This window comes from Gemmatimonadales bacterium (genome assembly GCA_041390145.1).
Lineage (GTDB): Bacteria > Gemmatimonadota > Gemmatimonadetes > Gemmatimonadales > GWC2-71-9 > SPDF01.
In genome coordinates this window covers 1-24,800 of record JAWKQM010000007.1, presented here as the reverse complement: position 1 = coordinate 24,800, position 24,800 = coordinate 1, and the positions used below count along the sequence as shown (strand labels likewise).

At 69.1% G+C, this 24,800-nt stretch carries 27 protein-coding genes and 1 tRNA gene; 14 read left to right on the top strand and 14 right to left on the bottom strand.

What is annotated here, in order from left to right; translation table 11 throughout:
• Window positions 1-190: 190 nt before the first annotated feature.
• The gene (locus R2910_07510) at window positions 191-1,039 is read right to left on the bottom strand and encodes a M48 family metallopeptidase (GenBank protein MEZ4412810.1); all 849 of its coding nucleotides are present in this window, start codon (window positions 1,037-1,039) and stop codon (window positions 191-193) included.
• A 312-nt stretch (window positions 1,040-1,351) separates the two neighbouring features.
• Window positions 1,352-1,423 (bottom strand) — tRNA-Cys (locus R2910_07505).
• Between the two features lie 113 nt (window positions 1,424-1,536).
• Here R2910_07505 and R2910_07500 point away from each other — a divergent pair.
• On the top strand, window positions 1,537-2,877 hold the full coding sequence (locus tag R2910_07500; protein ID MEZ4412809.1) for a DUF6265 family protein: 1,341 nt from the start codon (window positions 1,537-1,539) through the stop codon (window positions 2,875-2,877).
• 10 nt (window positions 2,878-2,887) lie between these two features.
• Window positions 2,888-4,204 (top strand): hypothetical protein, encoded by a 1,317-nt coding sequence (locus tag R2910_07495; protein ID MEZ4412808.1) that lies wholly within the window; start codon window positions 2,888-2,890, stop codon window positions 4,202-4,204.
• Here R2910_07495 and R2910_07490 read toward each other — a convergent pair.
• From R2910_07490 to R2910_07480, 3 genes are all read right to left on the bottom strand, one after another.
• A complete protein-coding gene (locus tag R2910_07490) occupies window positions 4,174-4,572 on the bottom strand; it encodes a hypothetical protein (protein MEZ4412807.1) in 399 nt (132 codons plus the stop codon). The genes R2910_07495 and R2910_07490 overlap by 31 nt on opposite strands.
• A gap of 61 nt (window positions 4,573-4,633) precedes the next feature.
• Window positions 4,634-6,193 (bottom strand): hypothetical protein, encoded by a 1,560-nt coding sequence (locus R2910_07485; GenBank protein ID MEZ4412806.1) that lies wholly within the window; start codon window positions 6,191-6,193, stop codon window positions 4,634-4,636.
• Window positions 6,194-6,292: 99 nt separating this feature from the next.
• Window positions 6,293-6,568, bottom strand: coding sequence for a hypothetical protein (locus R2910_07480; GenBank protein MEZ4412805.1), 276 nt, complete (start codon window positions 6,566-6,568; stop codon window positions 6,293-6,295).
• A 100-nt stretch (window positions 6,569-6,668) separates the two neighbouring features.
• Between R2910_07480 and R2910_07475 the strand changes: the two genes are divergently transcribed.
• The 6 genes from R2910_07475 (at window position 6,669) to R2910_07450 (ending at window position 14,355) form a co-directional block, all read left to right on the top strand.
• Window positions 6,669-7,346, top strand: a complete 678-nt coding sequence (locus R2910_07475; GenBank protein ID MEZ4412804.1) for a hypothetical protein — start codon at window positions 6,669-6,671, stop codon at window positions 7,344-7,346.
• A complete protein-coding gene (locus tag R2910_07470; GenBank protein ID MEZ4412803.1) occupies window positions 7,343-8,185 on the top strand; it encodes an MqnA/MqnD/SBP family protein in 843 nt (280 codons plus the stop codon). Before R2910_07475 ends, R2910_07470 begins: the two co-directional genes overlap by 4 nt.
• A gap of 44 nt (window positions 8,186-8,229) precedes the next feature.
• Window positions 8,230-9,291 (top strand): response regulator, encoded by a 1,062-nt coding sequence (locus R2910_07465; protein MEZ4412802.1) that lies wholly within the window; start codon window positions 8,230-8,232, stop codon window positions 9,289-9,291.
• Between the two features lie 186 nt (window positions 9,292-9,477).
• Window positions 9,478-11,769: a HEAT repeat domain-containing protein gene (locus tag R2910_07460; protein ID MEZ4412801.1), complete on the top strand. Its 2,292-nt coding sequence runs from the start codon at window positions 9,478-9,480 to the stop codon at window positions 11,767-11,769.
• On the top strand, window positions 11,769-13,331 hold the full coding sequence (locus R2910_07455; GenBank protein ID MEZ4412800.1) for a glycosyltransferase: 1,563 nt from the start codon (window positions 11,769-11,771) through the stop codon (window positions 13,329-13,331). The genes R2910_07460 and R2910_07455 overlap by 1 nt, the downstream gene beginning before the upstream one ends.
• Complete coding sequence (locus R2910_07450; protein MEZ4412799.1) at window positions 13,324-14,355, top strand: response regulator; 1,032 nt, start codon at window positions 13,324-13,326, stop codon at window positions 14,353-14,355. Before R2910_07455 ends, R2910_07450 begins: the two co-directional genes overlap by 8 nt.
• Here the strand turns inward: R2910_07450 and R2910_07445 are convergent.
• From R2910_07445 to R2910_07430, 4 genes are read right to left on the bottom strand one after another with little or no spacing between them, the layout of a single operon-like run.
• Entirely contained in the window at window positions 14,352-15,383 is a 1,032-nt protein-coding gene (locus R2910_07445) for a M48 family metallopeptidase (GenBank protein ID MEZ4412798.1), read from the bottom strand. The genes R2910_07450 and R2910_07445 overlap by 4 nt on opposite strands.
• The gene (locus R2910_07440; protein MEZ4412797.1) at window positions 15,380-15,952 is read right to left on the bottom strand and encodes a LemA family protein; all 573 of its coding nucleotides are present in this window, start codon (window positions 15,950-15,952) and stop codon (window positions 15,380-15,382) included. Before R2910_07440 ends, R2910_07445 begins: the two co-directional genes overlap by 4 nt.
• A gap of 28 nt (window positions 15,953-15,980) precedes the next feature.
• Window positions 15,981-16,637: a MerR family transcriptional regulator gene (locus R2910_07435; protein ID MEZ4412796.1), complete on the bottom strand. Its 657-nt coding sequence runs from the start codon at window positions 16,635-16,637 to the stop codon at window positions 15,981-15,983.
• On the bottom strand, window positions 16,634-17,038 hold the full coding sequence (locus R2910_07430) for a response regulator (protein ID MEZ4412795.1): 405 nt from the start codon (window positions 17,036-17,038) through the stop codon (window positions 16,634-16,636). Before R2910_07430 ends, R2910_07435 begins: the two co-directional genes overlap by 4 nt.
• A 141-nt stretch (window positions 17,039-17,179) precedes the next feature.
• Here R2910_07430 and R2910_07425 point away from each other — a divergent pair, with 141 nt between their 5' ends.
• Window positions 17,180-17,611 carry a GspH/FimT family pseudopilin gene (locus tag R2910_07425; GenBank protein ID MEZ4412794.1) on the top strand — a complete coding sequence of 144 codons (432 nt, stop codon included), beginning with the start codon at window positions 17,180-17,182 and terminating at the stop codon, window positions 17,609-17,611.
• A 110-nt stretch (window positions 17,612-17,721) separates the two neighbouring features.
• Here the strand turns inward: R2910_07425 and R2910_07420 are convergent, their stop codons facing one another.
• Complete coding sequence (locus tag R2910_07420; protein MEZ4412793.1) at window positions 17,722-18,123, bottom strand: helix-turn-helix domain-containing protein; 402 nt, start codon at window positions 18,121-18,123, stop codon at window positions 17,722-17,724.
• A gap of 144 nt (window positions 18,124-18,267) precedes the next feature.
• Between R2910_07420 and R2910_07415 the strand changes: the two genes are divergently transcribed.
• Complete coding sequence (locus tag R2910_07415) at window positions 18,268-19,245, top strand: HD domain-containing protein (GenBank protein ID MEZ4412792.1); 978 nt, start codon at window positions 18,268-18,270, stop codon at window positions 19,243-19,245.
• A gap of 565 nt (window positions 19,246-19,810) precedes the next feature.
• On the opposite strand, the gene R2910_07410 is transcribed toward R2910_07415, so the two are convergent.
• From R2910_07410 to R2910_07395, 4 genes are read right to left on the bottom strand one after another with little or no spacing between them, the layout of a single operon-like run.
• Window positions 19,811-20,377, bottom strand: a complete 567-nt coding sequence (locus R2910_07410; protein MEZ4412791.1) for a hypothetical protein — start codon at window positions 20,375-20,377, stop codon at window positions 19,811-19,813.
• Window positions 20,374-20,985, bottom strand: a complete 612-nt coding sequence (locus R2910_07405) for a hypothetical protein (protein MEZ4412790.1) — start codon at window positions 20,983-20,985, stop codon at window positions 20,374-20,376. The genes R2910_07410 and R2910_07405 overlap by 4 nt, the downstream gene beginning before the upstream one ends.
• Before the next feature lie 50 nt (window positions 20,986-21,035).
• The gene (locus tag R2910_07400; GenBank protein MEZ4412789.1) at window positions 21,036-22,541 is read right to left on the bottom strand and encodes a hypothetical protein; all 1,506 of its coding nucleotides are present in this window, start codon (window positions 22,539-22,541) and stop codon (window positions 21,036-21,038) included.
• Window positions 22,514-23,002, bottom strand: a complete 489-nt coding sequence (locus tag R2910_07395; GenBank protein MEZ4412788.1) for an Ig-like domain-containing protein — start codon at window positions 23,000-23,002, stop codon at window positions 22,514-22,516. Before R2910_07395 ends, R2910_07400 begins: the two co-directional genes overlap by 28 nt.
• A 116-nt stretch (window positions 23,003-23,118) precedes the next feature.
• Between R2910_07395 and R2910_07390 the strand changes: the two genes are divergently transcribed.
• The 4 genes from R2910_07390 to R2910_07375 all read left to right on the top strand — a co-directional run.
• Window positions 23,119-23,655, top strand: coding sequence for a methylated-DNA--[protein]-cysteine S-methyltransferase (locus tag R2910_07390; protein ID MEZ4412787.1), 537 nt, complete (start codon window positions 23,119-23,121; stop codon window positions 23,653-23,655).
• A gap of 129 nt (window positions 23,656-23,784) precedes the next feature.
• A complete protein-coding gene (locus R2910_07385) occupies window positions 23,785-23,985 on the top strand; it encodes a cold shock domain-containing protein (GenBank protein ID MEZ4412786.1) in 201 nt (66 codons plus the stop codon).
• A gap of 32 nt (window positions 23,986-24,017) precedes the next feature.
• Window positions 24,018-24,533 (top strand): hypothetical protein, encoded by a 516-nt coding sequence (locus R2910_07380; GenBank protein ID MEZ4412785.1) that lies wholly within the window; start codon window positions 24,018-24,020, stop codon window positions 24,531-24,533.
• Window positions 24,534-24,602: 69 nt separating this feature from the next.
• Window positions 24,603-24,800: hypothetical protein (locus R2910_07375; protein MEZ4412784.1), on the top strand; the 198-nt coding region annotated here is incomplete at its 3' end.

Genomic DNA, 24,800 nt, shown 5'->3' with positions numbered 1-24,800 from the left:
CACTTGTACTTTCACTTTGTCGGGCTCCCGGCGTTGGAGAAGCCAGCTGCCAGCAAATGCGAGGATGCAGCCTGAGGAATCGGGCCTCAGCTGCGAGGGCGCTCGCGGCAGCCGCCGTGCGTCCTCCCAGCAATATCAGGCGCCACACACTCTATTGCCGAACCATGACGAATCGACGGACGAGTCGAGGTCAAGCCTTCTTGGGCGCGGGTGATGGCGGGAGCGACAGCAGCCGCCGACGGAACGCCTGAAATGCGGGAGTGTCCGTGACCAATCCCCGCAATTGGCTCGGCGGATAGGTGTCGATCAGGGCCTGCGTAGCTGTGATCCGATCCTCGGCGATCGGGTGGGTCGCGAAGAACGCGTCCACCGCGGTCGGATTGGATTGGCGTTCGTTGAGCAGGATGCGGAACATCTCCGGGATCCCGTTCGGTGAAATGCCGGCCTTGACGGTCGTCCTAACGGCATCCGAGTCGGCCTCCGCCTCATCGCTGCGGCTGAACTTCGCGAAGAGTGCGCTCCCCCCCACGTTGATGGCCGCCTGCCCGGCCCCGCTGTCACAAACGCTAGTGAGGGTGCAGAGGAGTATCAGGCTGGCGTCCGCGCCCTGGGCCTGTTGCATCTGCTGGACGCTGTGCCTCTGGGTAACGTGCCCGATCTCGTGGGCAAGCACACCGGCCAACTCGCTCATGTTCTGTGCCTTCTCGATCAGGCCGCGGTTCACATACACCCACCCTCCCGGGACGGCGAAGGCATTGATCTCTCGGCTGTCCACCACGGTAAAATGCCACGCCAGGCCCTGGGTGTCCGTGACCTTGGCCAGAGAATTCCCCAGCTCCGTGATGTAGCGAACCACCTGCGGATCTGTAAGAAGCGGCAACTGCTCGGCGATCTGGGTGGAGTAGTCCGCGCCCATCTGCAGTTCCTGCTGGCGCGATATGGCGCACGAGGCGCTCAACGCGAGCACGACCGCGGCGAGTGGCCAGCGCAACAACGAACGCCTGTTTCCGACAAACATGGCACCCTCTATCCTGATCATGGCGAGCACGACTCCACGCCGCGGAGGGCGGCGTGGCTGCGGATCGGAGGCGCCTTCTCCCCTCGACCCGGAATGCCTGAACCCTAGTCCGATTGTGGGCATCCACCATCGGTCGTGAGGCCTAGATCTCACGCCCACCCAAGGATGGATGGTGCATGTCCCGAAACGGTTCCCCATTCATGGGTGGCCCGGGCGGGCCACAGGAAGTCAACCGACCGAGCAACCGCTCAAGGACGCCCGGATGTGCGGCCGCCCTCGTGGCACAAAAGCAAAGGCCCTCCACCTGGAGGGCCTAAGTCGTTGCGGGGCAAGAGGCGCCGGCGAGAATCGAACTCGCGAATAGAGGTTTTGCAGACCTCTGCCTTACCACTTGGCTACGGCGCCGGGAGCGTTAACATCGCTAGCCGGAGGCCATTTCTCAAGGTTGATGCACCACCGGCGGAACCTCCTGCGGGCATTGTCCGTACGGCCTGCAATCCCAACCATCGAGCCCACAGATGACACGTGGCACCCCCATCGGCGCCTTCTACTTGCTCGTCTTACTGACCAGTCCCGCCTCAGCCCAGCAGGACGTGATGGTCATGCGCGCCGAACGGCTCGGCCCCGATCTCGCGGTCATCTCCGGTTTCGCCAACGGCAATATCCTGGTCCTGACCGGTCCCGACGGCACCCTGCTGGTGGACGCCCAGAGCGCCCGCCGGGTGGGGCTCGCCGACTCGGTGCTCACCAGCCTCGGCGCCCCGCCGGTCCGCTGGGTCATCAACACCCACTACCACGGCGATCACACCGAAGGCAACGCGCTCTTCCGCAGCCGCGGCGCCGAGATCATCGGGCAGGAACAGCTCCCGGTGCAGATGGCCAAGGACACCACCATCGCCGCCTGGGGCGACTGGCACCGCACCCCCGCCGAGCCCGCCGCGATGCCGACCCGCACCTTTCGCGATACCCTCTCGCTCCGGGTCAACGGCCAGCGCGTCCTCGTCACCCACATACCCGCCGCCCACACCGACGGCGATGCCATCGTGTGGCTTCCCGACGCCAACGTCATCCACATCGGGGACCTCTTCGAGCACCTGGCGCCCCCCTTCATGGACTGGTGGGCGGGGGGCCGGCTGGAAGGGATGCTCGCCGGCGTGGACTGGGCGCTCGAGCACAGTGACAGCGCCACCCGCATCGTTCCCGGCCACGGCCCGGTTGGCACCCGCGCCGAGCTGCTGGCCTACCGCGAGATGCTCCTGGGCGTGAGCAGCGGTGTCGCCACGGAGGTGAGAGCCGGTGCTACCGCGGAGCAGGCACAGGCGCGCCAACCCGCCAACGCCTGGCAGCCGCAACTCGGCAGCCAGCGCCGGATGGACCAGTTCGTGGCGTTGATCTACCTCGGCCTCGTCGACTTCGAACCCGCCGAATTCACGGCGCGGCTCACGCCGGGGACCCCTGAGGCCGCGCTCCCCTGGCTGATCGGCTGCTGGACCACCACGCGCAGTGGCGTGACCATCGAGGAACGGTGGACTGTCGCGCCTGACGGCTCACTCTCGGGACGGGGCCGCACACTGCGGAACGGACAGGTCGTCAATTCGGAAGTCGTACAGATTACCGGTCAGGGAGACTCGCTGCGCTATACCGCCGATCCGTCTGGACAGTCCGTCGCGACCTTCACCATGTCCCAGCACACGGACAGCAGCATCACCTTCTCCAATCCCACCCACGACTTCCCGACCCGCATTGCCTACCGGCGCGCCGGACCATTCGGGCTGCATGCGGAGATCGCGGGCCCCGGAAGCGGCGGAGAGCGGGTGATCAGCTTCCCTTACACGGCGGCGGTCTGCGAGGGGAATTAGTATTGGCGACATGACACCCGCACCCGCCGGCCGCCGCCTCCCGATCGCCGGACCGGCGCATCCGCCGCCGTTCTGGCTCACCGCCGAGCACTTCGCCACCGCCCTCCTCTGGCTGCTTGTTGGCGCGGCGGGCCTGGTGGCCGGCGCGGGCGATCTCGCGGCCGGCAACTTCCTGGCCCCACACCTCCTCGCCGTCACCCACGTCTTCACCCTTGGCGTCCTGACCACCACCATCTACGGCGCACTCAACCAATTCTTTCCCGGCGCGCTGGGCATCGAGATTCGCAGCGTGCGCGTGGCGCACTGGACCTGGATCCTGCACACCGCCGGCACGCTCGCGCTGGTGACCGGCTTCTGGTTCTGGCGCCCCGCCCTCCTGGGCGTCGGCTGGGTACTCCTGTTCGGGGGCGTCTTCGGCTCCAGCTGGAACCTCCTCCCCCAGCGCCGCAAGGCACCCCGCGGCCTCCTCGTCGGGCGCTACGTCAGCGCGGGACACATTGCCCTCGGCACCGCGATGCTGGTGGCCCTGGCCCGGATCGGCAACAGCCTCGGCTGGTGGTCGGCCAACCGGATGGCCGTCATCACCAGCCACTTTCACCTGGCCGTCTTCGGTTTCGTGGTCTTCACCGCGGTGGGCGTCGGCAGCTGGATGCTCCCGATGTTCCTCCTGGCCGCGCGCGCGCCCACCTGGCCGCTGCGGTGGATCGGCCCCGTGGGGCTGGCAGGGCTCGCCATCCTGACCATCGGCGCCCTCGGCGGTTGGCCAACGGCGACCACGAGTGGCGGCGTGCTGGTGCTGGGCAGCGCCCTCCTCTACCTGCTGCAGCTGGGACTGTACTTCCGCTACGCCGAGCGGCGGCCGATGGACCCGGCGATGGCGCACGTGGCCCTCGGCGTGGTGCACTTTGCGATGGCGGTGGTGCTGGGCGCCACGATCCTGGCGGGAAACGCCAGCATGCGGAGTTGGACGACCTACGGCCTGCTCGCGATCGTGGGATGGCTGGTGCTGCTGGTGGTGGGTGTGCTCTACAAGATCCTGCCGTTCCTCGCGTGGATGAACCTCTTCGGCCCGCGCGCGGCGCAGGCCGGCGCCCCGACACAGGAGGACCTCACCTCCACCGCCATGGTGCGGCTCTCGCTCGCCCTGCTGGCGCTCGGCGTCTGGGGGCTCGCCGGCGGGACGATGGCGGGCCATCGACCGCTTGTCCTGGCCGGCGGGTCACTGTTCCTGGCGGGGGTGCTCGCGGTGCTGGGCCAGTACGGGCGGATCCTGGTGCTCGCCCGACCCCTCCCCCCTCACCGCACCGTGACGCTGTCCACGAAGTAGTTCGTCTCGGCGAAGCAGGTGCCGGGCACGCCGCGGTGCTCGGTGTAGTGCAACGCCACGTGCTTGCCGATCGCATCGCGCATCTGCTTCGCCACGGCGTCGTCCCGCACGCTGAAGTCCCAGATGATCGGCATGACGCCGGGCACCGAGGTCATGGCGAGCTCCCCCTCGTACGTCTTGCAGATCCATCCCTTCTGCGAAAACTTCTGCAGGATCCCGGCCCGCTCCCCCTCGGAATAGCTCCAGGTCAGCGTGCTCCAGGTGTAGAGCGCGAACAGCGCGATCGGGGCAAGCAGGATCCCGACGAGGACCAGCTTGGTCTTGCGCTTCAGACCGCGGTGGGAAGGCGCCGGCGCGGGTTCCGTCATGGGTACTCCAGGAAGGTCGGGGATGCCGAAAGGTAGGCGGCCGGACGGCGGCGCGACAGCGTCAGTAGGTGGGGCGCTGGGCGTTGAGGCTGAAGGCAAATCCGCGCCCGAGCGAGACGACCCACCCCGCCCCCACCGCATCGTTCGCGAAGCGCCAGGAGAGGTCCACCCGGGAAATGATGCCCCGTGACGACCGCGACTGACCGATGCGCAGCCCGACGCCCACGTCGGTACCGGTGCGCATCGGGCTGGTGCTCCACCAGGCGCCGCCATAGTCCACGTACGCCGCCACACCGAGACTCATGACTCCGAACAGGCTCGGCCACAGCAGCCGTCGCGCCTCCGCCGTCGTGAAGAACGCCTGGTTCCCGGTGAAGCTGTGCACCCCGAACGCGCGGGGACCGCTCGTCAATCCCAGGTCGAACTCGTAACCGGGGGCGGGGCGGGTCAGCACGCCTCCGCTCCAGTGCAGGACGAGAAGCGAGTTCGAATCGGGATTCCAGGCCACCGTGGTATTCAGGATCGTACCGCCCGAATCGACGCGCGCCGCCGTGATCAGCCCGTCGGAAATCCCGTCGACCAGGAAGAAGCCGTTCTTGAAGGTGCCGCCGGTGCGGAAGGCGGCAAAGAGCCCGACGCCGGCGCTGTCGTAGCCCAGAAACGTCGGCGCCGCATACGCGCCCACCGTCAGCGTCGTGCTGAGATCGATGTCCTCGGTCAGCGAGAAGGTCTGGAATCCGGTCCGTGCCACATACCGCGCCCGGGACCACCCGAGGTAGCCCCCGACTGCTGCATTGACGGTCCTGGGAATCGGCAGGGTGTCGTAGGTGGGGGCGTAGTCGTTGCGCATCACCTGGGCCAGCAAACCGCCGCGGACATATCCACGATCCTTCCGGCGGAGCGACCACCCGATGCTCCCACGAAATGCACCCAGGAGATGCCGTACCGAGTCGACGGGCACGTCGCTGCCATCGAGGTACTGGTCGACCGTCTCGTTCCGGTACTCGCCGTTGAGCTGAAACCCGCGTGGATCGTGGATGGAATAGAAGGGCCGGTCGACAAGCGCATAGAGGACATCGCCGTCCGAGCGGTTCTCCCAGCGACCGCCCACGCCGACGCTGCTGCCAAGGAACCGTGGCTGCCACGCCTCGAGCGCGAAGGTGGTGCGCACCGGATCCGAGGACAGCGAGACCCCCACCTGGGAGGCGGTCCCGAGAAAATTGCCCTCGGAGAAGGCGACCCCGATCGACACCTGGCTCCCGGTCGTCCGCAACTTCCCCCCGAACCGCGTGGTCCAGGCGTCGCGGGTTGCCACCCGCATCACCACGCCGCTGTCGGTCGGGACCGAATCGATCTGCACGTCGCGGAAGACGCCGAGTGCGCGGAGATTGCGGGCCGACTCCGCCACGGCCACGGAGTCATACCGGTCGCCCACCTCGAAGAGCAACTCCCGCCGGATGACCTGTGGCAGCGTCCGGACGTGCAGGCTGTTGACCAGGCGCTGGCTCCAGTGCGTGGCCTCTGCGGAATCAAAGATTTCCTGGCGGTTCAGTTCGATGCCACGGATGACCGGCGCACGTGTCGAATCGCCCGTCGCCTGGGCGACCGCGATCGAGGGCACGAGGAGCAGAGCGAAAACGAGGGTGAGGCGGCGGGCCAGAAGTGACTCCGGGAACTCGATCGGGTGTGAGGGGGCCCCGCCCCGGAAGCGGAACGAACGCTACCCGAGGCTCTCCAGCAGGCGCCAGAGCTCCACGGCGCTGAACTCGTTGAAGCGATGGAGGACGTCCTGCTCACTCCATTCGAGGAGAATCCAGGCCGAGCTGCGGGTCTGGCCATCCTGGAGGAAATGCACCCGCCCCGCCACCGTCTGACCCTGCGGCCGGGTCTCCAGAAAGACCTGCCACCGTTCATCGGCGCGGCCGAGATCGCCGAGGTGGCGGGCCAGCGGCGCGTCGGGCACCGACGCCTGCACAGGTTGCTGCGACTGTCCCATGGTCCCCTCCAAGATGCCCTCACGGTAACGACTTCCGCCAGCAGACGCCAGCGCCCGCGCGGTGCCCCTCCCCGGCTGTCCCGGTTAGATTGGGGCCACCATGGCACCGACCCGATCCTGCCCGCGGTGCGGCACCCGTGCCGAGGGGGCCTTCTGCCCTCAGTGCGGGGCGGTCATGCCGGGGGGCGGACACCGCCCGCAGGACCGGAAGACGTGGGTCATCGCGTGGCTGGTGGCCGCCGCCGCGGTCGGGGGAGTCGTGCTCGGCGTGGTGCGCAGCAAACCCGCGATCATCACGCCCGACATGGCCAACGCCGGCAACGTGGCGCCCGGCACGGTCCCGCTCCCGGACCTTCGCGGCATGGGGCCCTCGGAGCGGTTTGCCGTGCTCTTCGACCGGCTCATGCGGGCGGGCACGGCCTGGGACAGCAGCACAGTGGCGGCGCTCTCGCCGCTGGCCGTGGCGGCCTACGCGGAGCTCGACTCGGTGGACGCCGACACCCGGTTTCACGCGGGGTTGATTGCCATCCAGATCGGAAACTTTGCAGGCGCCCACGCGCTGGCCGACACGCTGGAGGCGCGCGACCCCAGCCACCTCTTCGGCCCCGTCCTCGACGGCGCCCTCGCGCGGCTGGAGGGCGACACCACGGCGTACCGGCAGGCGCTCGACCGGTTTCGGGAGCTGGCCCCAAGCGAACTGGCCCGCACCGACCGACCGGAATATGTCGAACATCAACAACTGCTCGCCGAAGTCCAGCAGGCAGCGGAGACTCAGTGACCCGGACCATTCACGTCGCCCATAGCCCCGATTCCGACGACGCCTTCATGTTCTACGCCCTCGCCGAAGGGAAGCTCGACACCGGCGACCTGCGGTACGAACACGAACTCTCGGATATCGAGTCGCTCAACCGCCGCGCCCTGAAGGCCGAACTCGAAGTCTCGGCCGTCTCGATCCACGCGTACGCCTACCTCCACCAGACCTACGCCCTGCTGGCCAGCGGGTCCTCGATGGGCGACGGCTACGGTCCACGGCTGGTGAGCAAGTCCCCGGCGCCGGCCGATCCCCGGGAGGCGCTGCGCGGACTCCGCGTTGGGATTCCCGGCACCATGACCACCGCGGCCCTGGCCCTCCGGCTCTATCAGCCCGACGTGACGGAGGTCATCATCCCCTTCGACCAGATCGAGGACGCCGTCCACCGGGGTGACGTGGACGTCGGTTTGCTGATCCACGAGGGGCAGCTCACGTACGTCGACGACGGCCTCCAGCTCTGGGAGGATCTCGGTGCCTGGTGGGGCCGGGAGACCGGGCTCCCCCTCCCGCTCGGGGGCAACGTGGTGCGGCGCGATCTCGGCGCCGAGGTCACGGCCCAGGTGGCGCGCGACCTCCGGATGAGCATCGAATACGCCCTTGCCCACCGGCGGCCCGCGCTCGAGCATGCCAAGCAGTACAATCGCGGCATCGGCGACGAGCGCACCGACACCTTCGTCGGCATGTACGTCAACGACTGGACGGTGGACTACGGCCCCCGCGGGCGCGAGGCGGTGCAGCTCCTCCTCGACCGGGCCTTCGAGGCGGGCCTGATCCCGGAGCGGGTCGTGGCGGAGTTCGTCGGATAAGCTAACTTTCGTGCGATTCCCCGCACCGGAGCGTGCCCGTGTCGATGCCTGAGGGGCTGGCGTCACTGCTGATCGTCGACGACGAAGAACCGATCCGCGCCGCCCTGGCGCGCTACCTGACCCAGCAGGGGTACGAGGTCAGCACCGCCGCGTCCGGGGAAGAGGCGCTCGCCGTGCTCGGGCGCCAGAAGATTGCGGGCATGCTCCTCGACGTCCGCATGCCGGGCGTCAGCGGCATCGACCTGGTGCCCCAGGCGCTCGAGCTCGAACCCCATCTCGCCATCCTGATGCTCACCGCCGTCACCGACGCCACCACCGCCGCGCTCTGCATGCAGCGCGGCGCCTTTGAATACCTGATCAAGCCGATCGACCTGGTGGACCTCGGGCGGGCGCTGGAGCGTGCCATGCGCCGGCGTGCCACCCAGATGGAGACCGCGCAGGTCAACCAGTGGCTGAAGGAAGAGGTGGCCATTCGCGCAGCAGAGGTGCGGCGCGAGCGCGCCACGCTCGAGCGGGTCACGATTGCCACCCTCGAAGTGCTGGTCAACGCGCTGGAGGCGAAGGACCCCTTTTCACGGGGCCACTCGGCGCGAGTCGCCGATCTCTCGGCGATGATCGCCGCCGAGTTGCAGCTGTCCGACGAGGATATCGAGGTCATCCGCACCGCGGGCCGCCTGCACGACATCGGCAAGATCGGTATCCGCGAGGAAGTCCTCGCCAAGCAGGGTCCCCTCACGCCCGCCGAGTACGAGCACGTGAAGGACCACGTCATCATCGGCACCCAGATCCTCGCGCCGCTCGCGCATCTGCACAACGCGATCACCTGCATCCGCAGCCACCACGAGCGGTGGGACGGCGAGGGCTACCCCGACGGGCTCAAGGGGGAGGACATTCCCCTCGGCGCCCGGATCCTCGGCATCGCCGAGATCTTCGATGCGCTCACCACCTCCCGACCCTACCAGGAGAAGATGCCGGCCAACTTTGCCGTCGACCGCATCCGCGACCTGACAGGCATTGCCGTCGACCCGGCGGTGTTTGCCGGGCTCGAGGCGGTCATGGCCCGCCGCCAGACCCTGGTCTTCCTCGAAGACAACGACCCCGCCTGACCCACCTTCGCGCCGCCAAGTGGCGCGATTCGTGCACCCTTGCGACCGGCTGTGCCCCGACCATCAATCCGTCGGGTGCGCCACCGGTCGCTTGACGTAAACAACTGTATTTTAACAACTTGGAGCTAGTCGCCGCCCCATGACGACGCCGACCCTGACCGTCCATGACCGCCACGGGTACCGCCGGTGATCACCCTTCCGATCATTCTGGGGGTCGCCTTGGCCATGGCGGGCATCGGCCTCATTGCCGTGCTCTCCTGGCTGCTCTACACCTCCTACCTGAACCGCCTTGAGCGGCGTCTCGCCTACCGCAAGGGCGTCTATCGCGACCTGGTGACCGGTCTCGCCCTCCGGGACCGGGCGCTGCTGGAGCCCCAGCTGCGGGAATTGTCGACGCTCAAGGACTTCGATGCGCTGGAGGCCGTGCTCGAGGAGCAGGCGCGCGGGGCCACCGAGCGGCCGGCCTGGCTCCTCGACGCCTACGATCGGCTCGGGCTCGTGGACAAGTACGTCACGCGGCTCCGCACCGCGACCAAGTGGCGCGAGCGCGCCTTCGCTGCGGAACTGCTGGGGCGTGTCGGGAACGCGAACGCGGTGCCCGCGCTCCTCGAAACCGTGGCTGCCACCCGCACCGAGGACGCCGACGTCCGGGAAATTGCACTCCGCGCCCTCGCGCGCATCGGCGATCCCCGCGCGGTCCCTCCCCTCGTTGAGGCGCTCAAGCGCTCCGAGGTGTGGCTCGTGCCGCGCATTGCCGACATCCTGACCAGACATGGCGCGCTCGCCGTCGATCCGATGATCACGTTTCTCGAGGATTCCAGCCGCCATCCCGCTCGGGCGTGGGCGGCGAGTATCCTCGGCGAAGTCCGCGCCGCGCGCGCCTTTCCCTCCCTTGTGCACGCCCTGAACGACCTCGATGACGAGGTCCGTGCCAAGTGCGCCAGCGCGCTCGGACGGATCGGCGACGGCCGCGCGGTCGGCTATCTCCTCGACCACCTGCTCAGCGACCCCGCTCCCTTTGTACGGGCGCGTATCGCGCAGGCGCTCGGGCAGTTCGATGAGCCCGAAGTGATCGAACGACTGGTACGCGCGCTCGGCGACCCGGCCTGGTGGGTACGCATGCGCAGCGTCGAGGCGCTCGAGCAGGTCGGGGCGGAGGCCGAAGGTCCCCTCCTCCTGGCGCTGGACGACACCGACCCGGAGATCCGCATCCGCGCGGCCGTCGCACTGGAGCGGCTGGGTGTGCCAGGCCGGATGATCGAGGCCATCGAGCGTGGCGAGGACGTGGCGGAGGCGACGGAGACGCTCGCCCGGTTCGGGCATGCCGGCGCCCGTGAACTGCTGGCCGAGGGGTTGGCCCATCCGGCGGCACCAGTGCGCACTGCCATGATCGAGGCGATCCGGCGCGCCGGCCGCCGCGACCTCGCCGCGGAGCTGCTCGAGATCGCGCGCCACGACACCGATCCCGCGCTGCGGGCCGACGCCTTCGATGTACTCCGCTCGCTCGGGGCCACCATGGCGATCGATGCCGCCCTGGAGCAACTCAGCGACGATGATCAGCGCGTGCGAACGGCGGCCATGCTGCTCGTGGGGCAGGTTGGCGGGCCGGCGTTGGCCCACCGGATCTTCCCCCGCACCAGCGATGCAGACCCGGCCGTCCGCACTGCGGCGGCCACCGCGCTGGGCCTGACGGGGGCGCGCGCAGTCGGGGAAGGACTGCTCGACCTGCTGACCGACCGTGATGTTGCCGTACGTCGTGAGGCGGTCCTGGCCCTGGGCCGCGTAGGCGATCCCTCCACCGCCGTCACCCTCCTGCGCCAGCTGGATGGGGCCGCGCCCGAGGTGCGCGCCGCCATCGCCAGCGCGGTGACCCGACTCGACGTCACCCGGATTCCAACGCTGCTTGAGCGCCTGACCGGGCCGGGCGACCTCGCCGGCAAGCTGGCCGTGATTCAAACCGTGGCCGAGGCGCATGGGCCGGCCGCCTCATCCGTCCTCGACGTGCTCTGGCGCGACCCCGACGCCGAGGTGCGTGCGGCGCTCGTTCGCCACTGGTGGCACCACCCCGACCTGATCGACGCGACCACGCTTGAGCGCCTGGCCGGCGACCCGGTGGCAGCGGTCCGCGTCGCCGTGGCGGCTGCCTGCGCGGCTGGCGGCGCCACCGCGAACCTGGCGGCGCTGGCGGCAGATCCCGCCGAGGAGGTGCGCGCCATGGCGGCCGTGGCGAGCCTCCTGACCGGGGCCGCCGTGTCGCTTCCGGCGGGCATCCCCCGCCGCCTGCTTGCCGATGCGGCGGCCTCGGCGCTTCCGCTGGCGGAGTTGCGGCGGCGGGCCGGTGATACCGACATGGACCGGCGGCTGCGGGCCGGCGTCGTTCTCGCGCTCCTCGACGATCCGATGGCCCGCCGGATGGCCATGGAAGACCCGGCGCCGGCGTTGCGAAGCGCCGTCCGCGCGGCCCTGCCAGGCGCCTGATGCAACAGTCCTTCCTCGCCGCGCTCACGGTCATCGCGCTCGCCGCCCAGCCGTTCTTCCTGGCGTATTTCATCGTATACAACAGCTACACGCTCCTCCTGATCGCGCTCTCCGCGCGGCAGGTGCGACGCAAGGTGACGGGGCATTTCGTCGAGGACCTCGACCTGATTGACGACAGCGGGTCGACCAAGCCGCTGACGATGATCGTGCCGGCGTTCAACGAAGAAGTGACGATCGTCGACTCGGTGACCAATCTCATTCATTGCGACTACCCCCGGTTCGAGGTGGTGGTTGTCAACGACGGCTCAACCGACGCGACGCTGGAGCGGCTCAAGCACGCCTTCAAGCTCCGGCGGACCGACCTGCCGTACAGGGAGGCCATCGGGACCGCGCGGGTCCGAGCGCTCTACGAGGCGAGGGGACCGCTGCCGCAGGGGGTCCTGCGGCTGGTCGTCATCGACAAGGAGAGCGCCGGCAAGGCCGACGCGCTGAACGTGGGCGTCAACGCCTCGACGGCGCCGTACTTCGTCTGCCTCGACGCCGACTCGATTCTCGACCAGCGCGCGCTGAAGGAGATGATGCGGGTGGTCCAGGAGGACCCGCGCGTCGTGGCGGTGGGCGGCCAGGTGGCGATCGCCAACGGGTGCACCATCCGCAACGGGCGCGTGGTGAGCGTGGGCCTGCCCCGCCACCCGCTGGCGCGGTTCCAGATGGTCGAGTATCTGCGTTCGTTCACCACCGGACGCACCGGCCTCGACCGGCTCGACTCGATCCTGATCCTCTCCGGGGTGTTCGCCGTCTTCGAGAAAGAGGCCGTCATCCGGGCGGGCGGCTACCTGACGCCCTTCGTCCGCCACCGGATCGTCGAGGAATACGTCGCGGCGGGTGCCGGCACCGTCTGCGAAGACATGGAGATCGTGGTCCGCCTCCACCGCTACATCCGCGACAAGCAGCTCGACCGCCGCATCGCCTTCCTCCCCCATCCGGTGGCGTGGACCGAGGTGCCGGAATCACTCGAGTCGCTGCGCAAGCAGCGGGGGCGGTGGTATCGCGGCCTCCGGGAATCGCTCTTCTACCACCGGGCCATGCTCTTCCGGCGCCGGTTTGGCCGGATCGGCACCTTCGCGCTGCCGGCCTTCTGGTTTTTCGAGTACTACGGGCCGATGATCGAGCTGGCGGGATATTTCTTCTTCTCGTTCCTCCTGCTGTTGCAGTGGGCCTTTGACATCCACCTGATCAACTGGCCCTACGCCATCGCCTTCTTCCTGGCGGCGTTCGGCTACGGCATGCTGGTCAACCTGTTCGCGGTGCTGGTGGGGGCCTGGCGGTTCCGGTTTGGCATGGCGGACCGGCTTCAGCGGGGGCTCCTCCCCTTCGGCCGGCGGCGGGACGTGCTGGTGCTGCTGGGGTATGCGATCCTTGAAAACGTGCCCTTCAGCTTCCGCCACATTACACTGTACTGGCGGCTGCGCGGGCTGTTCGACGCCTGGCGGGGCAAGACGACGTGGGAAAAATTCGCGCGGGTGGGATTCCGGACCGAGACGGAGGCGGCACGTGGCTGAACGGAGCGCTTTGCGCATCCTCGTGGTAGACGACGATCCAGCCATGGTCCGGCTCGCGGCCGCCGCGCTCACGGCGCACGGCTTCACCGATCTGGAGCATGTGGCCACCGGACAGGAAGCACTCCTGGCCGCCGCCCGTGCCGACGTCCTGCTCCTCGACCAGAACCTCCCGGACCTGGCGGGACGCGAGGTGCTGCTGGCCCTGCGCGCCTGGCCGGATCCGCCGAGTGTCGTGATGGTGACCGCGCACGGGAGCGAGACCTTTGCGGCCGACGCGCTGCGGGCCGGCGCCGAGGACTACCTGGTGAAGGATGCCTCGCTCGCCGCGATGCTGCCGGAGGTCGTCGAGCGGGTGCGCCGCATGCGCTCTCTTCGCGAGGCGCTCGCCACCGCGGAGCGGGAACTGGTGCATGTCGAGCGACGGGCAGCGGTCGGGGAGATGACCGTGACCCTGCACCACGAGATCAACAATCCCCTCATGGCGGCCACCGCCGAGATGGACTTGCTCCTCAGCGGACAGGACGCGCTGAACGACGCGCAGCGACACTCGCTCGAAACCGTCCGGAGCATGCTGGAGCGCATTCGGGGCATCGTGAAACGGGCGGGGGAACTGCGGCGGGCGGCCACCGCGGAGTATGCGCCGGGTCTGCAGATGATCGACCTCGGCGAGGGCGCCCGACAGGAGGCCCTGCCCCGCGGACGTGCGCTGGTGCTCGTGCCGGACGAAGGAACGGCGCGGGTGGTCGAGTCGCTGCTCCGCCGCGCGGGGTATGCGATCCAGCGGGTCGTCGACTCGGGCGCGCTCGGGCGCGCATCACAAGGCTTTGACGTCTCGCTGGTAGTCGTGGCCGAACGCTCGCTGCCCGCCGACCTGCCGCGGCCAGTGGACCGCTCGTACCAGCTCTTCGTCCTGCAGGACGGTGACGGCACGGCCGCCGAGGCCGTCCATCCGACCGAGATTCTCGGGCTGCCGCTCGACCCCGAGGGGTTCGCGGCCGCCATCGCGCTGCCGGGCGCCGTCTAGGCCGGCAGCACTCCCCCCTCGCGCTTGGCGTTCTGGAAGGCCATGGCCTTCAGGCGCGCCACCCGCAGCCGGATGGGCGGGTGGGAGGCGAAGATGTCTCCCACAATCCCTTCACGGTCGCTGAGCTTCCGTTCCGCCGGATCCACGATGCACAAATGCGCGGCCCCCTGCGTGATGCTCCGCGTCGGCGCCGAGGCGGCGTCGAGCTTTTCCAGCGCCCGGGCGAGCGCCTCCGGGTGGCGGGTGAGCTGGGCCGCCGTGGCGTCCGCCAAGTATTCCCGCTTCCGGCTGACCGCCATGGCCAGCAGCCGGGTGACCACCGGCGCGATCAGCAGCGTGAACACCCACAGGACCAGCAGGATCCCGCCGAGCGGGTTGTTGCCCTTCCCGCCGCTCCGACCACCGCCTCGCGACGACCCGCCCACCCGTCCCCCCAGCCGCAGGTAGCGGCCAATCCCGTCGGAGAGCAGCGCCACCGCGCCCAGCATCCCCGCCAGCAGCGTCATCAGCTTCACGTCGTCGTTCTGGATGTGGGACATCTCGTGCGCTACCACGCCCTGCAACTCATCACGGTCGAGGGCGGCCAGCAAACCCTCCGTCACGGCGATGCTGGCGTGGTGCGAGTCGTGCCCGGTGGCAAAGGCGTTGAGGTCCTGGTCGGGAACGACCCAGACCGTGGGCTTCGGCAGCCCCGCCGCGATCGCCATCTCCTCGGCCACGTTCATCAGCTGCAGCTGCGCGGGGGACGCGGGGGTCACGACCTCCCACGCCCCGGCGGCGAGCAGCACGCGGCGGGGACCGGTTTTCCAGGAGAAGTAGCAGAGCGCGGAGGCGGCGGCGGTGGTCAGCAGCCCGATGAAGGGGACGGTGTGGTGATACTGGCCGGCGGGGGCGCCGGCGGTCAGCAGGTAGAAGGCATAGTCGCCCCCGAACCCCACCCACGCGAAGAAGAGCACGAACAGGGCGACCAACCAGGCCGACCGCCGCCGGTTGGCCGCCTGCTGGGCGAAGAGATTCGCGTCGCTCACGCGCCCGGGGGACGGGAAGACAGGTCGACCACCGGCACCGCGCGTTCCTGGTCGTCCACGATGACCCAGAGGTCCGCCGGCGTCGCCTTGGCGATACCCGCCACGAGATTGGTGGGGAACTGTTGCTGCTTGGTGTTGTACTCGGTGGCAACGTCGTTGTAGTGCTGCCGCGAGAATCCGATCCGGTTCTCCGTGCTGGTCAGTTCCTCCTGGAGCTGCAGCACGTTCTTGGTGGCCTTGAGGTCCGGATAGTTTTCCATCAGGGCGAACAACTTCCCGAGCGCCTGCGTCAGCTGCCCTTCGGCCTCGGCGGTGGCCTTCACCCCCTGCGCCCCCATGGCCTTGGCGCGCGCGTTGATGACAGCCTCCATCGTGCCGCGCTCGTAGTCCATGGCCCCCTTCACGGTGTTGACCAGGTTGGGGATCAGGTCGTGCCGCCGCTTGAGCTGCACATCGATTTGCGTCCACGCGTTTCGGACCTGGTTCTTGAGACTGACGAGGCCGTTGTAGGCGCCGACCCCCCAGAGCAGGATGGCGGCGAGGACCGCAAAGAACAGGATTGTCGTCATGCCGGACTCCGAAGAGAGAGTGACGGACTCAGGGCGTGGGCGCCGAACCGGACCCCGCCTGATCGAGCAGCCGCGCAATGTCCCGGGCCAGGGCGGCCTCGGCACCTGGCACCCGCAAGGCGGGATGCCGCTCGTCGAGCAGCAATTCGACACCGGGACCGCACGGTACCCGCCTGCAGGTCGTGGGCCGCGGCGGCTGGCCCGGCGCGGGCAACGCGGATTGCATGGCGCGGGCCACGCGACCCCGGGGCTCGTGTGTGCCCGGTGCGGCCAGGACGCGCTCCGGCATCGGCAACGCCGGTCCCAGCGCGCTCGCCACCCGACGCTCCATCATGTCGCCGGCCAGCTCCGCCAGTTCCTTGCCGAGGGAATCGAGGGTGGCGCCTTCCATTTGCCGCAGCTTGATGACCAGCACCTGCAGGAGGTGACGATAGCCGTACGTGGCCGCCGTCCCCCGCCCCTCGGGCGGGCTCACCAGGCCGCGCGCCACGTAGAACCGGATGGTCCGTTCCCCCGGCAACGCCCGCGCGGCCGCATTGACCGGCACGATGTTGGAAGCCTCGAGCAGCGCTCCCGCCAGGGAGGCCAGATCGCGGAGGCTCCACGGGGCAAGCGCGCGGTAGGCGCGGAGGGCGACGAGCGGGTCGGCACCTGACAGCGAGGCCAGCCCGGTGGGCAGGGTCATGCGAGGGTCCCGGCGGATTGTGAACGGTCCGGCGGAGTGTCAAGCACACCCCGCATCACTGCCGTCAGCTCAAGGAGGTCGAAGGGCTTCGGCATGAGGCGCGCCCCTTGGCAGGCCGCCGGAAACGCCTCGACCGTGAGCTGCGGGTCGCCACTCACGAACACGAGCCGGCCGGCGAGCAGGGGCCAGCGCTGCACGATTTCCGCGCCGAGGTCGGCGCCCGACATCCCGGGGAGATGATAATCCAACAGGACCCCGTGCACCGGCGCCGTTTCGAGCGCGGCGATGGCCTCCCCCGCCGTGGCAGCCGTTACCACGTTCCACCCTTCACGGCGGAACAACCGGCTCACCGCGTGGCGAATGGCCGGCTCGTCGTCGACGACCAGCACGCGCGCTGTCATACGCCACCAATCCCCAGGGGTCAGAAAGGACCCGCAGTATGCCTCCGCCAGAGGGCGGGAGCAAGGGCCGCCCGCACGCGGAGGATGACGCCCGCCGCGGCAGGGTGACGCGCGCGCGCCGCCGAACGATATCGTCCCACCATGACACGCGGCGCCACCCTTCTCGAACTCCTCGTCGCCCTCAGCATCGTCGGGCTCGTGCTCGGCATTGCGGCGCCCCGGCTCTCGGAGCCGCTCGATACCCTGGCGGTCGAGCATGCGGCCGGGGAAATCGCCGGTGCCCACGCCAGAGCACGCGTCGCGGCGGTGGTGGAATCCCGCGTCACGGTACTCCACGTCTCACCTGACTCGCTCATCATGGAGTCGATGGAGCCGGGAGGCCCGGTCCGGCGATGGAGCGTCCCTGGCCCCAGCCAGTTTGCCGTCGCCATGACCGGGGCGGCACGAACCCTGACCTTTTCGCCGACCGGCATCACGATGGGATTCTCGAACGCCTCCTGGACCCTCACCAAGGGCGACGCAACGCGGCGGGTGGTCATCTCCCGCCTCGGGCGGGTGCGGATTGAGCGATGAGCGAAGCGAAACGAGGGAATGGCAGCGACGCCGCGCGGTCCACGCCGGAAGACGGCACCGGCGGAGGGCCGGGTCCGGGGGTCACGTCGACTCCGGGCCACGCGGTGTTCCTAGCCCGCCGAGCGCCCCCGCACCGCCACCGCCTCCAGTCCGTACTTGCGGATCTTGTGCAGCAACGTGGACCGGGAAATCCCGAGCAGGATCGCCGCCTGCCGCTTGTTGCCCCGCGTGTGGTTCAGGGCAAGGACAATGTGCCGGCGCTCCGCATCCGCCAGCGAATCGGGCGGCACGGGGCTCGCCGGCGTGAGTGAACGACGCAGGGCGGCGAGATCCAGCCCGGGGAGCGCCAGATCCACCACGACGCCACCGAGCCCCGGCACCCCCAGCGCCGCCGCCGCCGCCTCGCCACTGCCCGCGGGAACCACCTGGTGACCGGCGCCTCCAAGCGCCGCCGCGAGCCGCTGGGTCGCGTCGGGGTCCGTCGTCACGAGGAGGAGGGGGTGGGCGTCCATGAGAGGAGAAGGTATCCGTCATCCGATCCGGGGCAAGGATCTCCGCCGCCGGTGGTGTCACACCACCCCGCCATGCTTCGCGTACCGATTTGGCGGAGGCTGTTACCTTTGCTCCGTTCCCTCTTTCCGGACCGAGCCGCCCCGATGAGCCACCCCACCGAATTGCCCGGCCTTTCCCCCGGCCAGCGCATCCAGGACCCGCTGCTGATCCTCGGAGTGGACCGCCGCGGAGGGGACACCCCCCACACGATCCTGACGCTCGCCAACGCGACGGGGAAGCTCGCCAGCGCGCCCTTCTGGTTGGAGGACCAGCCGAAGATCGCCGGGCTCGCCGCGGGCGACGTGGTGCAGGTCATCGGTGAGGTCGCGCTCTACCGCGGCGTCCGTCAGCTGAAGGTCACCTCCCTCCGGCCCCTGCCGAAGGGGGCGGTCGACCTCAGCCAGCTGGTCCCGTCCATCGGCGATCCGGCACCGTACTGGAAGACGCTCGACGGATGGCGGGCCGAAATTGTCCGGCCACGGCTCGCCGCCACCCTCGACTTGTTCTACGCCAACGACGACTTCCGGCTGCGCTACGAGGCCTGCCCCGCCAGCCTTGCCGGGCATCACGCGGAACTCGGCGGTCTCCTCAAGCACACCGTGGAAGTGGCGAGCATCGCCCGCGCCATCGCGCGAGTGTGCCGGGCGGAGCCCGACCTGGTGCTCGCCGGGGTCTTGCTCCACGATATCGGCAAGCTGGAGTCGTACCGCTGGGATGGCGGCCTCTTTGCGATGACCGAGGCGGGCAGTCTGCAGGGCCACGTGGCGCTCGGGGCCTTGATGCTCGACCGCGCCGTGCGCGCCGCCCAGCCGATGCCGTGCACCGAGCAGGAGCTCGGCATCCTCCAGCACCTGGTGCTGTCGCATCACGGGCGGCTTGAATTCGGCGCCGCCGTGGCGCCGATGACGCTCGAAGCCGAAGTCCTGCACTACGCCGACAACGCCAGCGCCAAGACGGCGAGCATGGCGGACGCACTGGCAAATCCTGACAACTTCGAGGGCGACGACCTGGTGAGCGCGCGGAGCCTCTGGCAGCTCGACCGGCGCCGCGCCTACCGCGGACGGAGCGACTGGGGCGGCTGACGGCATCGTCCGGGGTACAGACGCAGAAACGGCCGCCCGGTTCTTCACCGGGCGGCCGTTTCACACAAAGACCCGTTGGGGACCAGCCCCTTCGGTCGTGGCCCCGGCCAGATCGGAATCCGGCCGAGGTCGTCGTTGCGAGCGCTGCGAGTCGGGTCGGGTCGCGGACCGTCCCTTCGCACGGCACCCCGAGGCGCCAGATCGGGGTGGGCAGAGCACGCGACTGGCTCCACCCGTTCGGCCGGCCTTGGTCCAGGCTCATCGGCAGCCGCGCCTTTACGGCATCGACCCCCTCCCCTGCGCCTCCGGTCCGAACTCACCCAAACCGCCGGGAAGGCGCCTTAAGGACGCGCTTTCAGACAGCCCAGATGCTCTCCTAAGCTAGGGACAGTCCAAAATGGCGCAAGTGCCTGTATTTATTCGGGTTACGTCACTTCGTGTGGGTACTTTGTGGAGCCATAAAGCGTGGCTGGACAGCCCTGTAACGGGATTGTCCACCCGATGTGGAAATGTGTATCCACAAATCCCCAGCCCCTCCGCCACGCGGCGAGGGGCCCAGGGGGGGTCATGGCGTGGGAGTGCCCTTTGGCGGGAGCTTGATGCCGATGTACCGGAGGTAGGTCTGCGCGCTGCGATTGAACTTGTCGAGCTTGTCCTGAAGCTTCTTCATCTCGTGGGGCGCGGCTTCCCGAAACGAAACGCTGCTGGTCTCGGCGGCGAGGGCGGTCCACCGCTTCTCGCAGTCGGTGAGGTCGTCGGCGAAGGAACTCATCTCCTTCAGGAGGTCGGCCTGGGCCTTCTTCTGGTTCTGCAGGGGCCAGTCGCCCTGTGTCGTGACCACCCGGGCGTTCGCAAGCGGGCCCACGGCGTTGCGACACGCCGCCACCATCCCGTGGGCGCGGGCCTGCATCCACGCCAGGGAACTGGATGGGCTCATGTCGCTCATGAGCTTGGCACCGGCAGCGCTGATGGTGGAAGTGGAGTCGCGGAGCACCAGGAACGCCTGCTGCTGGGGGGCGTGCACTGCGTCGAGGGCGGTATCCGGGGTCGTGAAGTGCTCCCGGCCGATCTGCGCCTCCGCGGCGCCCGCCAAGCCGAGAACCAGGGCGGCGACCAGGCCCAGACGCCTCACGAGTCAATCCCCACTTCGATGTACCGGCAGACGATGTCGCCCTCGGGATAGGCAAAGAGGCAACCGCCCGCCGAGGCGGCGAACCAGCCGGCCATCAGCGGACGGGGCGAGTCAAGTTCCTGCAGGATGGGGCCGAGCCAGCGCCGCAGGTGCCGGAGTTCGGGCGCCCGCCGTCCGAGCAGCGCCATCAGGGCGCCGACACCGGAAGTGGCCCGGAGGAAATGCGCGAGGGCGTGAGCACGGTGATTGAACTCGACGGCCTTGACGCCGGGCTCGTCGTAGAGCACAGCCCCTTCGAAGACGTCCATCGGGGGAGCATCCAAACGCGGGCCGAGGTAGACGTACTGCGGACCCCGGTCGGACTTGCGCTCCACGACGGCGGCGGCCGTTTCACTGGTGAGGCGGCCGGCGTGCAGCAGATCGTCATCCCGCAGGATGCCGACGACCCGGGTCCACTCGAGGGCGGCGAGGGCGGTTTCCATCGGGCAGCCGGCCTGGTCGTCGATGGCAATGAAGCGCGGCGCCTCGCCGGCCCGGAGCATGAAGTGCGCAAGACCTTCGGCGCGGTCGGTGAAGTTCTTCACGACAAGATTCTGGGTAGTGGTCATAGAAGGGGAAAGATAGAGGCATGCCCCCGTTGCGGCCACCGTAGCCCTGCCTAGGGGGTCAGTTCGTTCTTCGGCTCCACCTTCACGACCCACAGCCCCGAAAAGACGTCCGGCACATAGATGTTGCCGTCGCGGTAGATCGCGCCCCAGGCCATGGCCGCGTTGGGAAGGTTCCCCTTTGCGTCGCCGGTATACACGTGGGCAATCTCACGGTCCTGCGCCAGCAGGTCGCCGCGCAACTCCCCGCTGACGTCGAGCACCCGCAGCCCCCCCTGGTAGTCCCCCAGGTAGAGGGTGTCGCCCGCCACCCAGACGTTGTGCGTGCCGCCGTCCCTCGGCTCGTACCAGGCCACCTCGCGCGGCCGGGTGATGTCGGAGACATCGAGGACGTGGAGCCGGCCATAGGCCCGCCCCAGGCCGAAGGCGCTGGGACCAGCCGTGATCTGTGGCTTGGCGGCGAAGACCTCGTCGCCGACGAAGACGTACCGGCCGCTGCGCCAGGCGGTGTGGGTGCCGCGAATGAACCCGGGGCCGCCGACCGCCGCCACGTCGCGATAGAGCGACTCGAGGTCGTACTTGTACTGGGACACGAACTGGGGATTCTCGGGGCTGCCTCCGCGCATCCCGTTGCCGACGTCGAGCACCACGAGCCCGTCGTTCCAGTAGCTGAGGTAGGCGAGGCCGTCCTGCACGTCGATGTCGTGCAGCATCCGGCCGGCGGCGGGCCCCGGCGTCTCCCACCGCGCCACCTGCTTCGGGGCCATGGGGTCACGAATGTCGATGACGCGCATCGAGCCGGTGGCGTCGTCGGTCAGGTAGACGTAGCCCCGGTAGATGAAGGCGCTGTGCACCCCGCCGGTCACGGTTTCGGTGAACTCCGAAATCGCCTTCGGATGGGCCGGGTCTTCGAAAGAGAGGATCACGATGCCGTTCTTCCGCGTCGACGCCGCCTCGCGGGTCATCACGCCGAACCGACCGTCCTCGGTCGTCATGATGTCATTGACGATGCGGGCGTCCACCATGACGGAGTCGGTGATCACTGGTGTGGCGGGATCGGAGAGATCCAGGGCATACACGCGATCTCCCACGGTGGAGAGGTAGCCGTGGCGCCCGTCGGGATGGAGCCAGAACTCCGCCGAGGCGAATCCCTGCACCGGTACGCGTCCGACCAGCCTCGTCGGGCGCACGACGTCGCGGGGCACCACGGTGACGATGGCGGTGGCGGCACGCCCCGCGAACGAACCCACGACCCGGTAGACGCCCGGATCGCTCGCCACGAATCCGCCGTCGGGCTCGATCAGGGCCGAACCGGGAGTGACGTACCACTCGGGGAGGACATCGGCCACGGTGCTCCCCGATCGGTCCCGGGCCTCGAAGCTGAAGCGGACGACGTCGCCGGTGCGCACGGTCGCGAGGGCCGGTTTCACCTCGACGCTGGACACCGGGTTCGCCGCCACGGCGAGCTGGAGGGTGGTGCTCGCTTGGCCCGCCCGGGCCGTGACGGTGGCGCGCCCGGGCCGCACCGCCGTCAGGATCCCGGTGCTCGAGACCGCCACCACCCCGGCTGATCGGAGCTCCAGGCTGACCGGATCGTGCCGCGTGTCGCCCGGCGGAGGTGACGGTGGACGTGACCGCGACCGCCTGGCCCACATACAACCGGTCCGGCGCCGGCCGCACCGCGATGTTGGCCGCCGGCCCCGGCAGATGGTGATGACCGCAAACGCCGTCTTGGGCCGGCCCCTCCCTGCGGGGAGGCGAGCACCGTCACGCGCAGGGCACCGACGGCGCCGGCGGTCACCAGCCCGGTGCTGTCAACCGTGCCCTCGAATTGGAGGCCGGAGAGGAACCAGCGGGTGCGGACGTCCGCGAGGGGCCGGCCGGCCGAATCGAACGCCTGGGCCGTCAGGCGCAGCGTGTCACCGACGGTCACCGCGGCGTCCGCAGGCCGAATCGTCACGGAGGCCACGGGGGTCGGGACGGGCACCTGCTGGAACATCAACGCGAGCGCGAGCAGCATCGGCATTCTCCGCAAGAAGGATCGATCAAGTTACACCGGGCCGCCCGCGCGTCCACCTCCGGCGACGCGTGGCCAAGGACCGTGTCCGCGGATAGATTGGGCGATGGAGACTCCCCATGCGGATTGAGTGGACATCCTACCAGTCGCCCGTCGGCGTGCTGACGATTCTCGAGGCGCGCGAAGGCCCGCTGATCGTCGAGTTCGCCGAACGAACCGGGCGCCTGCGTCTGGCCGAACGACTGCAGCAGCACGCGCCAGGAGCGGTGATCGACACCGGGCCCTGTCGGCAGGCCACTTCGTGGCTGACCGCCTATTTCGCCGGGCATCCCCGCCCCTTTCCCTATCCGGAATATCTCACGCGCTACCTGAGCGTCAGCGACTCGCAGGCGGCGGTATGGCGCGCCCTGACCGCCATTCCCTTCGGCGAGACCCGCTCCTACGAGGAGATCGCCACCAGCACCGGCATCCATCCACGGGCCGTCGGGCAGCTGAACGGCTCGAACCACCTGGCCATCCTCCTGCCCTGTCATCGTGTGGTCGGGAAGGACGGCGGCCTGGTCGGGTACGGGGGTGGCCTCGAGACAAAGGCCTGGCTGCTCGACCACGAACTGCGCTCGGTCGGGCTGACGCTGTCGGCGCCGCCGGCGTATTGACAGATATCCCCGCTCTTCGCAGCTTGGATCATGCACGGCAGTCGAGGGATGGAGTCGAGTCAGGTCTTGCCGTTCGGACGCACCCGCTCCGACCGGCCATTTTTTTCCCGTTGAACTGAGGTTGCGGCAATGGCGAAGGGCACCGTGAAGTGGTTCAATGATGCGAAGGGCTTCGGGTTCATCGCGCAGGAGGGGGGGAAGGACGTGTTCGTGCATCATACCGCGATCACCATGGAGGGGTTCCGTTCCCTGGCCGAGGGCGACGCGGTCGAGTTCGATATCGTGGAGGGTCCCAAGGGGCTGCAGGCGGCCAACGTTCGGAAGGCCTGATTTCCGCGCTGCAGGGAACCATCCTGGCGCTGGTGAGCCTGTGCGCCGCGTCGCCCTCCGGCGCGCAGAACGCGGACCTCTCGTTCTACGGCTTCCGGGCCGGTGTGTCGCTGGCGTCCACCGACGCACAGGTCCGGCTGCTCCTCGGCGCGGGACTCTCCTGCCAGCGCAGCACGGCCGACCCCCGGCTGCAGGAGTGCCGCGCGCAGGTGGCCGACCCGGTGGCGGACACCCCGGTGTCCATCTGGCTGGCCGCGATCGACAGCGTCACCGGCGTGGTGACGGTGTCGGCCACCCTCCCCACCGCCGACTTCGTGCGCTGGCGGGACGAGATCGAGGCGGCGTTCGGCCCCCGTCCGGCCACGGTCCAGGGGTCGCAGGGGATGGCCCAATGGATTCTCGGCACGCAGATGCTCCGCCTGACCTGGCGTGCGGGCGCCACCCGCGTCGAAACCTCCGTCAGTCTCGTGGACGGCCCCGTCCTCGACGGGTGGACCCTTGGTGAAGACGCGTTACCGCGGATTGCCAAGCCTCGGTCTCCCGGCTAACCTACAGCATCTCCCCTGAGTACTCGTCCGCCGATGCGGATTTCCATCGCATTACGCCCGGAGCCTGACGTGGTCCTGCATTGTCGTCGGCCGGGTGGGACGCGCGCGGTCGCGCTCCTGCTTGGTCTCCTCATGATCAGCGCCTGCGGACGCGGCAGCGGCCCCATCCAGATCGGGGTCACGGCCAACTTCACCGATCCGCTCAGCCTCCCGATTCGCTACGGGGCGCAGCTCGCGACGGAGGAAATCAACGCGGCGGGCGGCGTG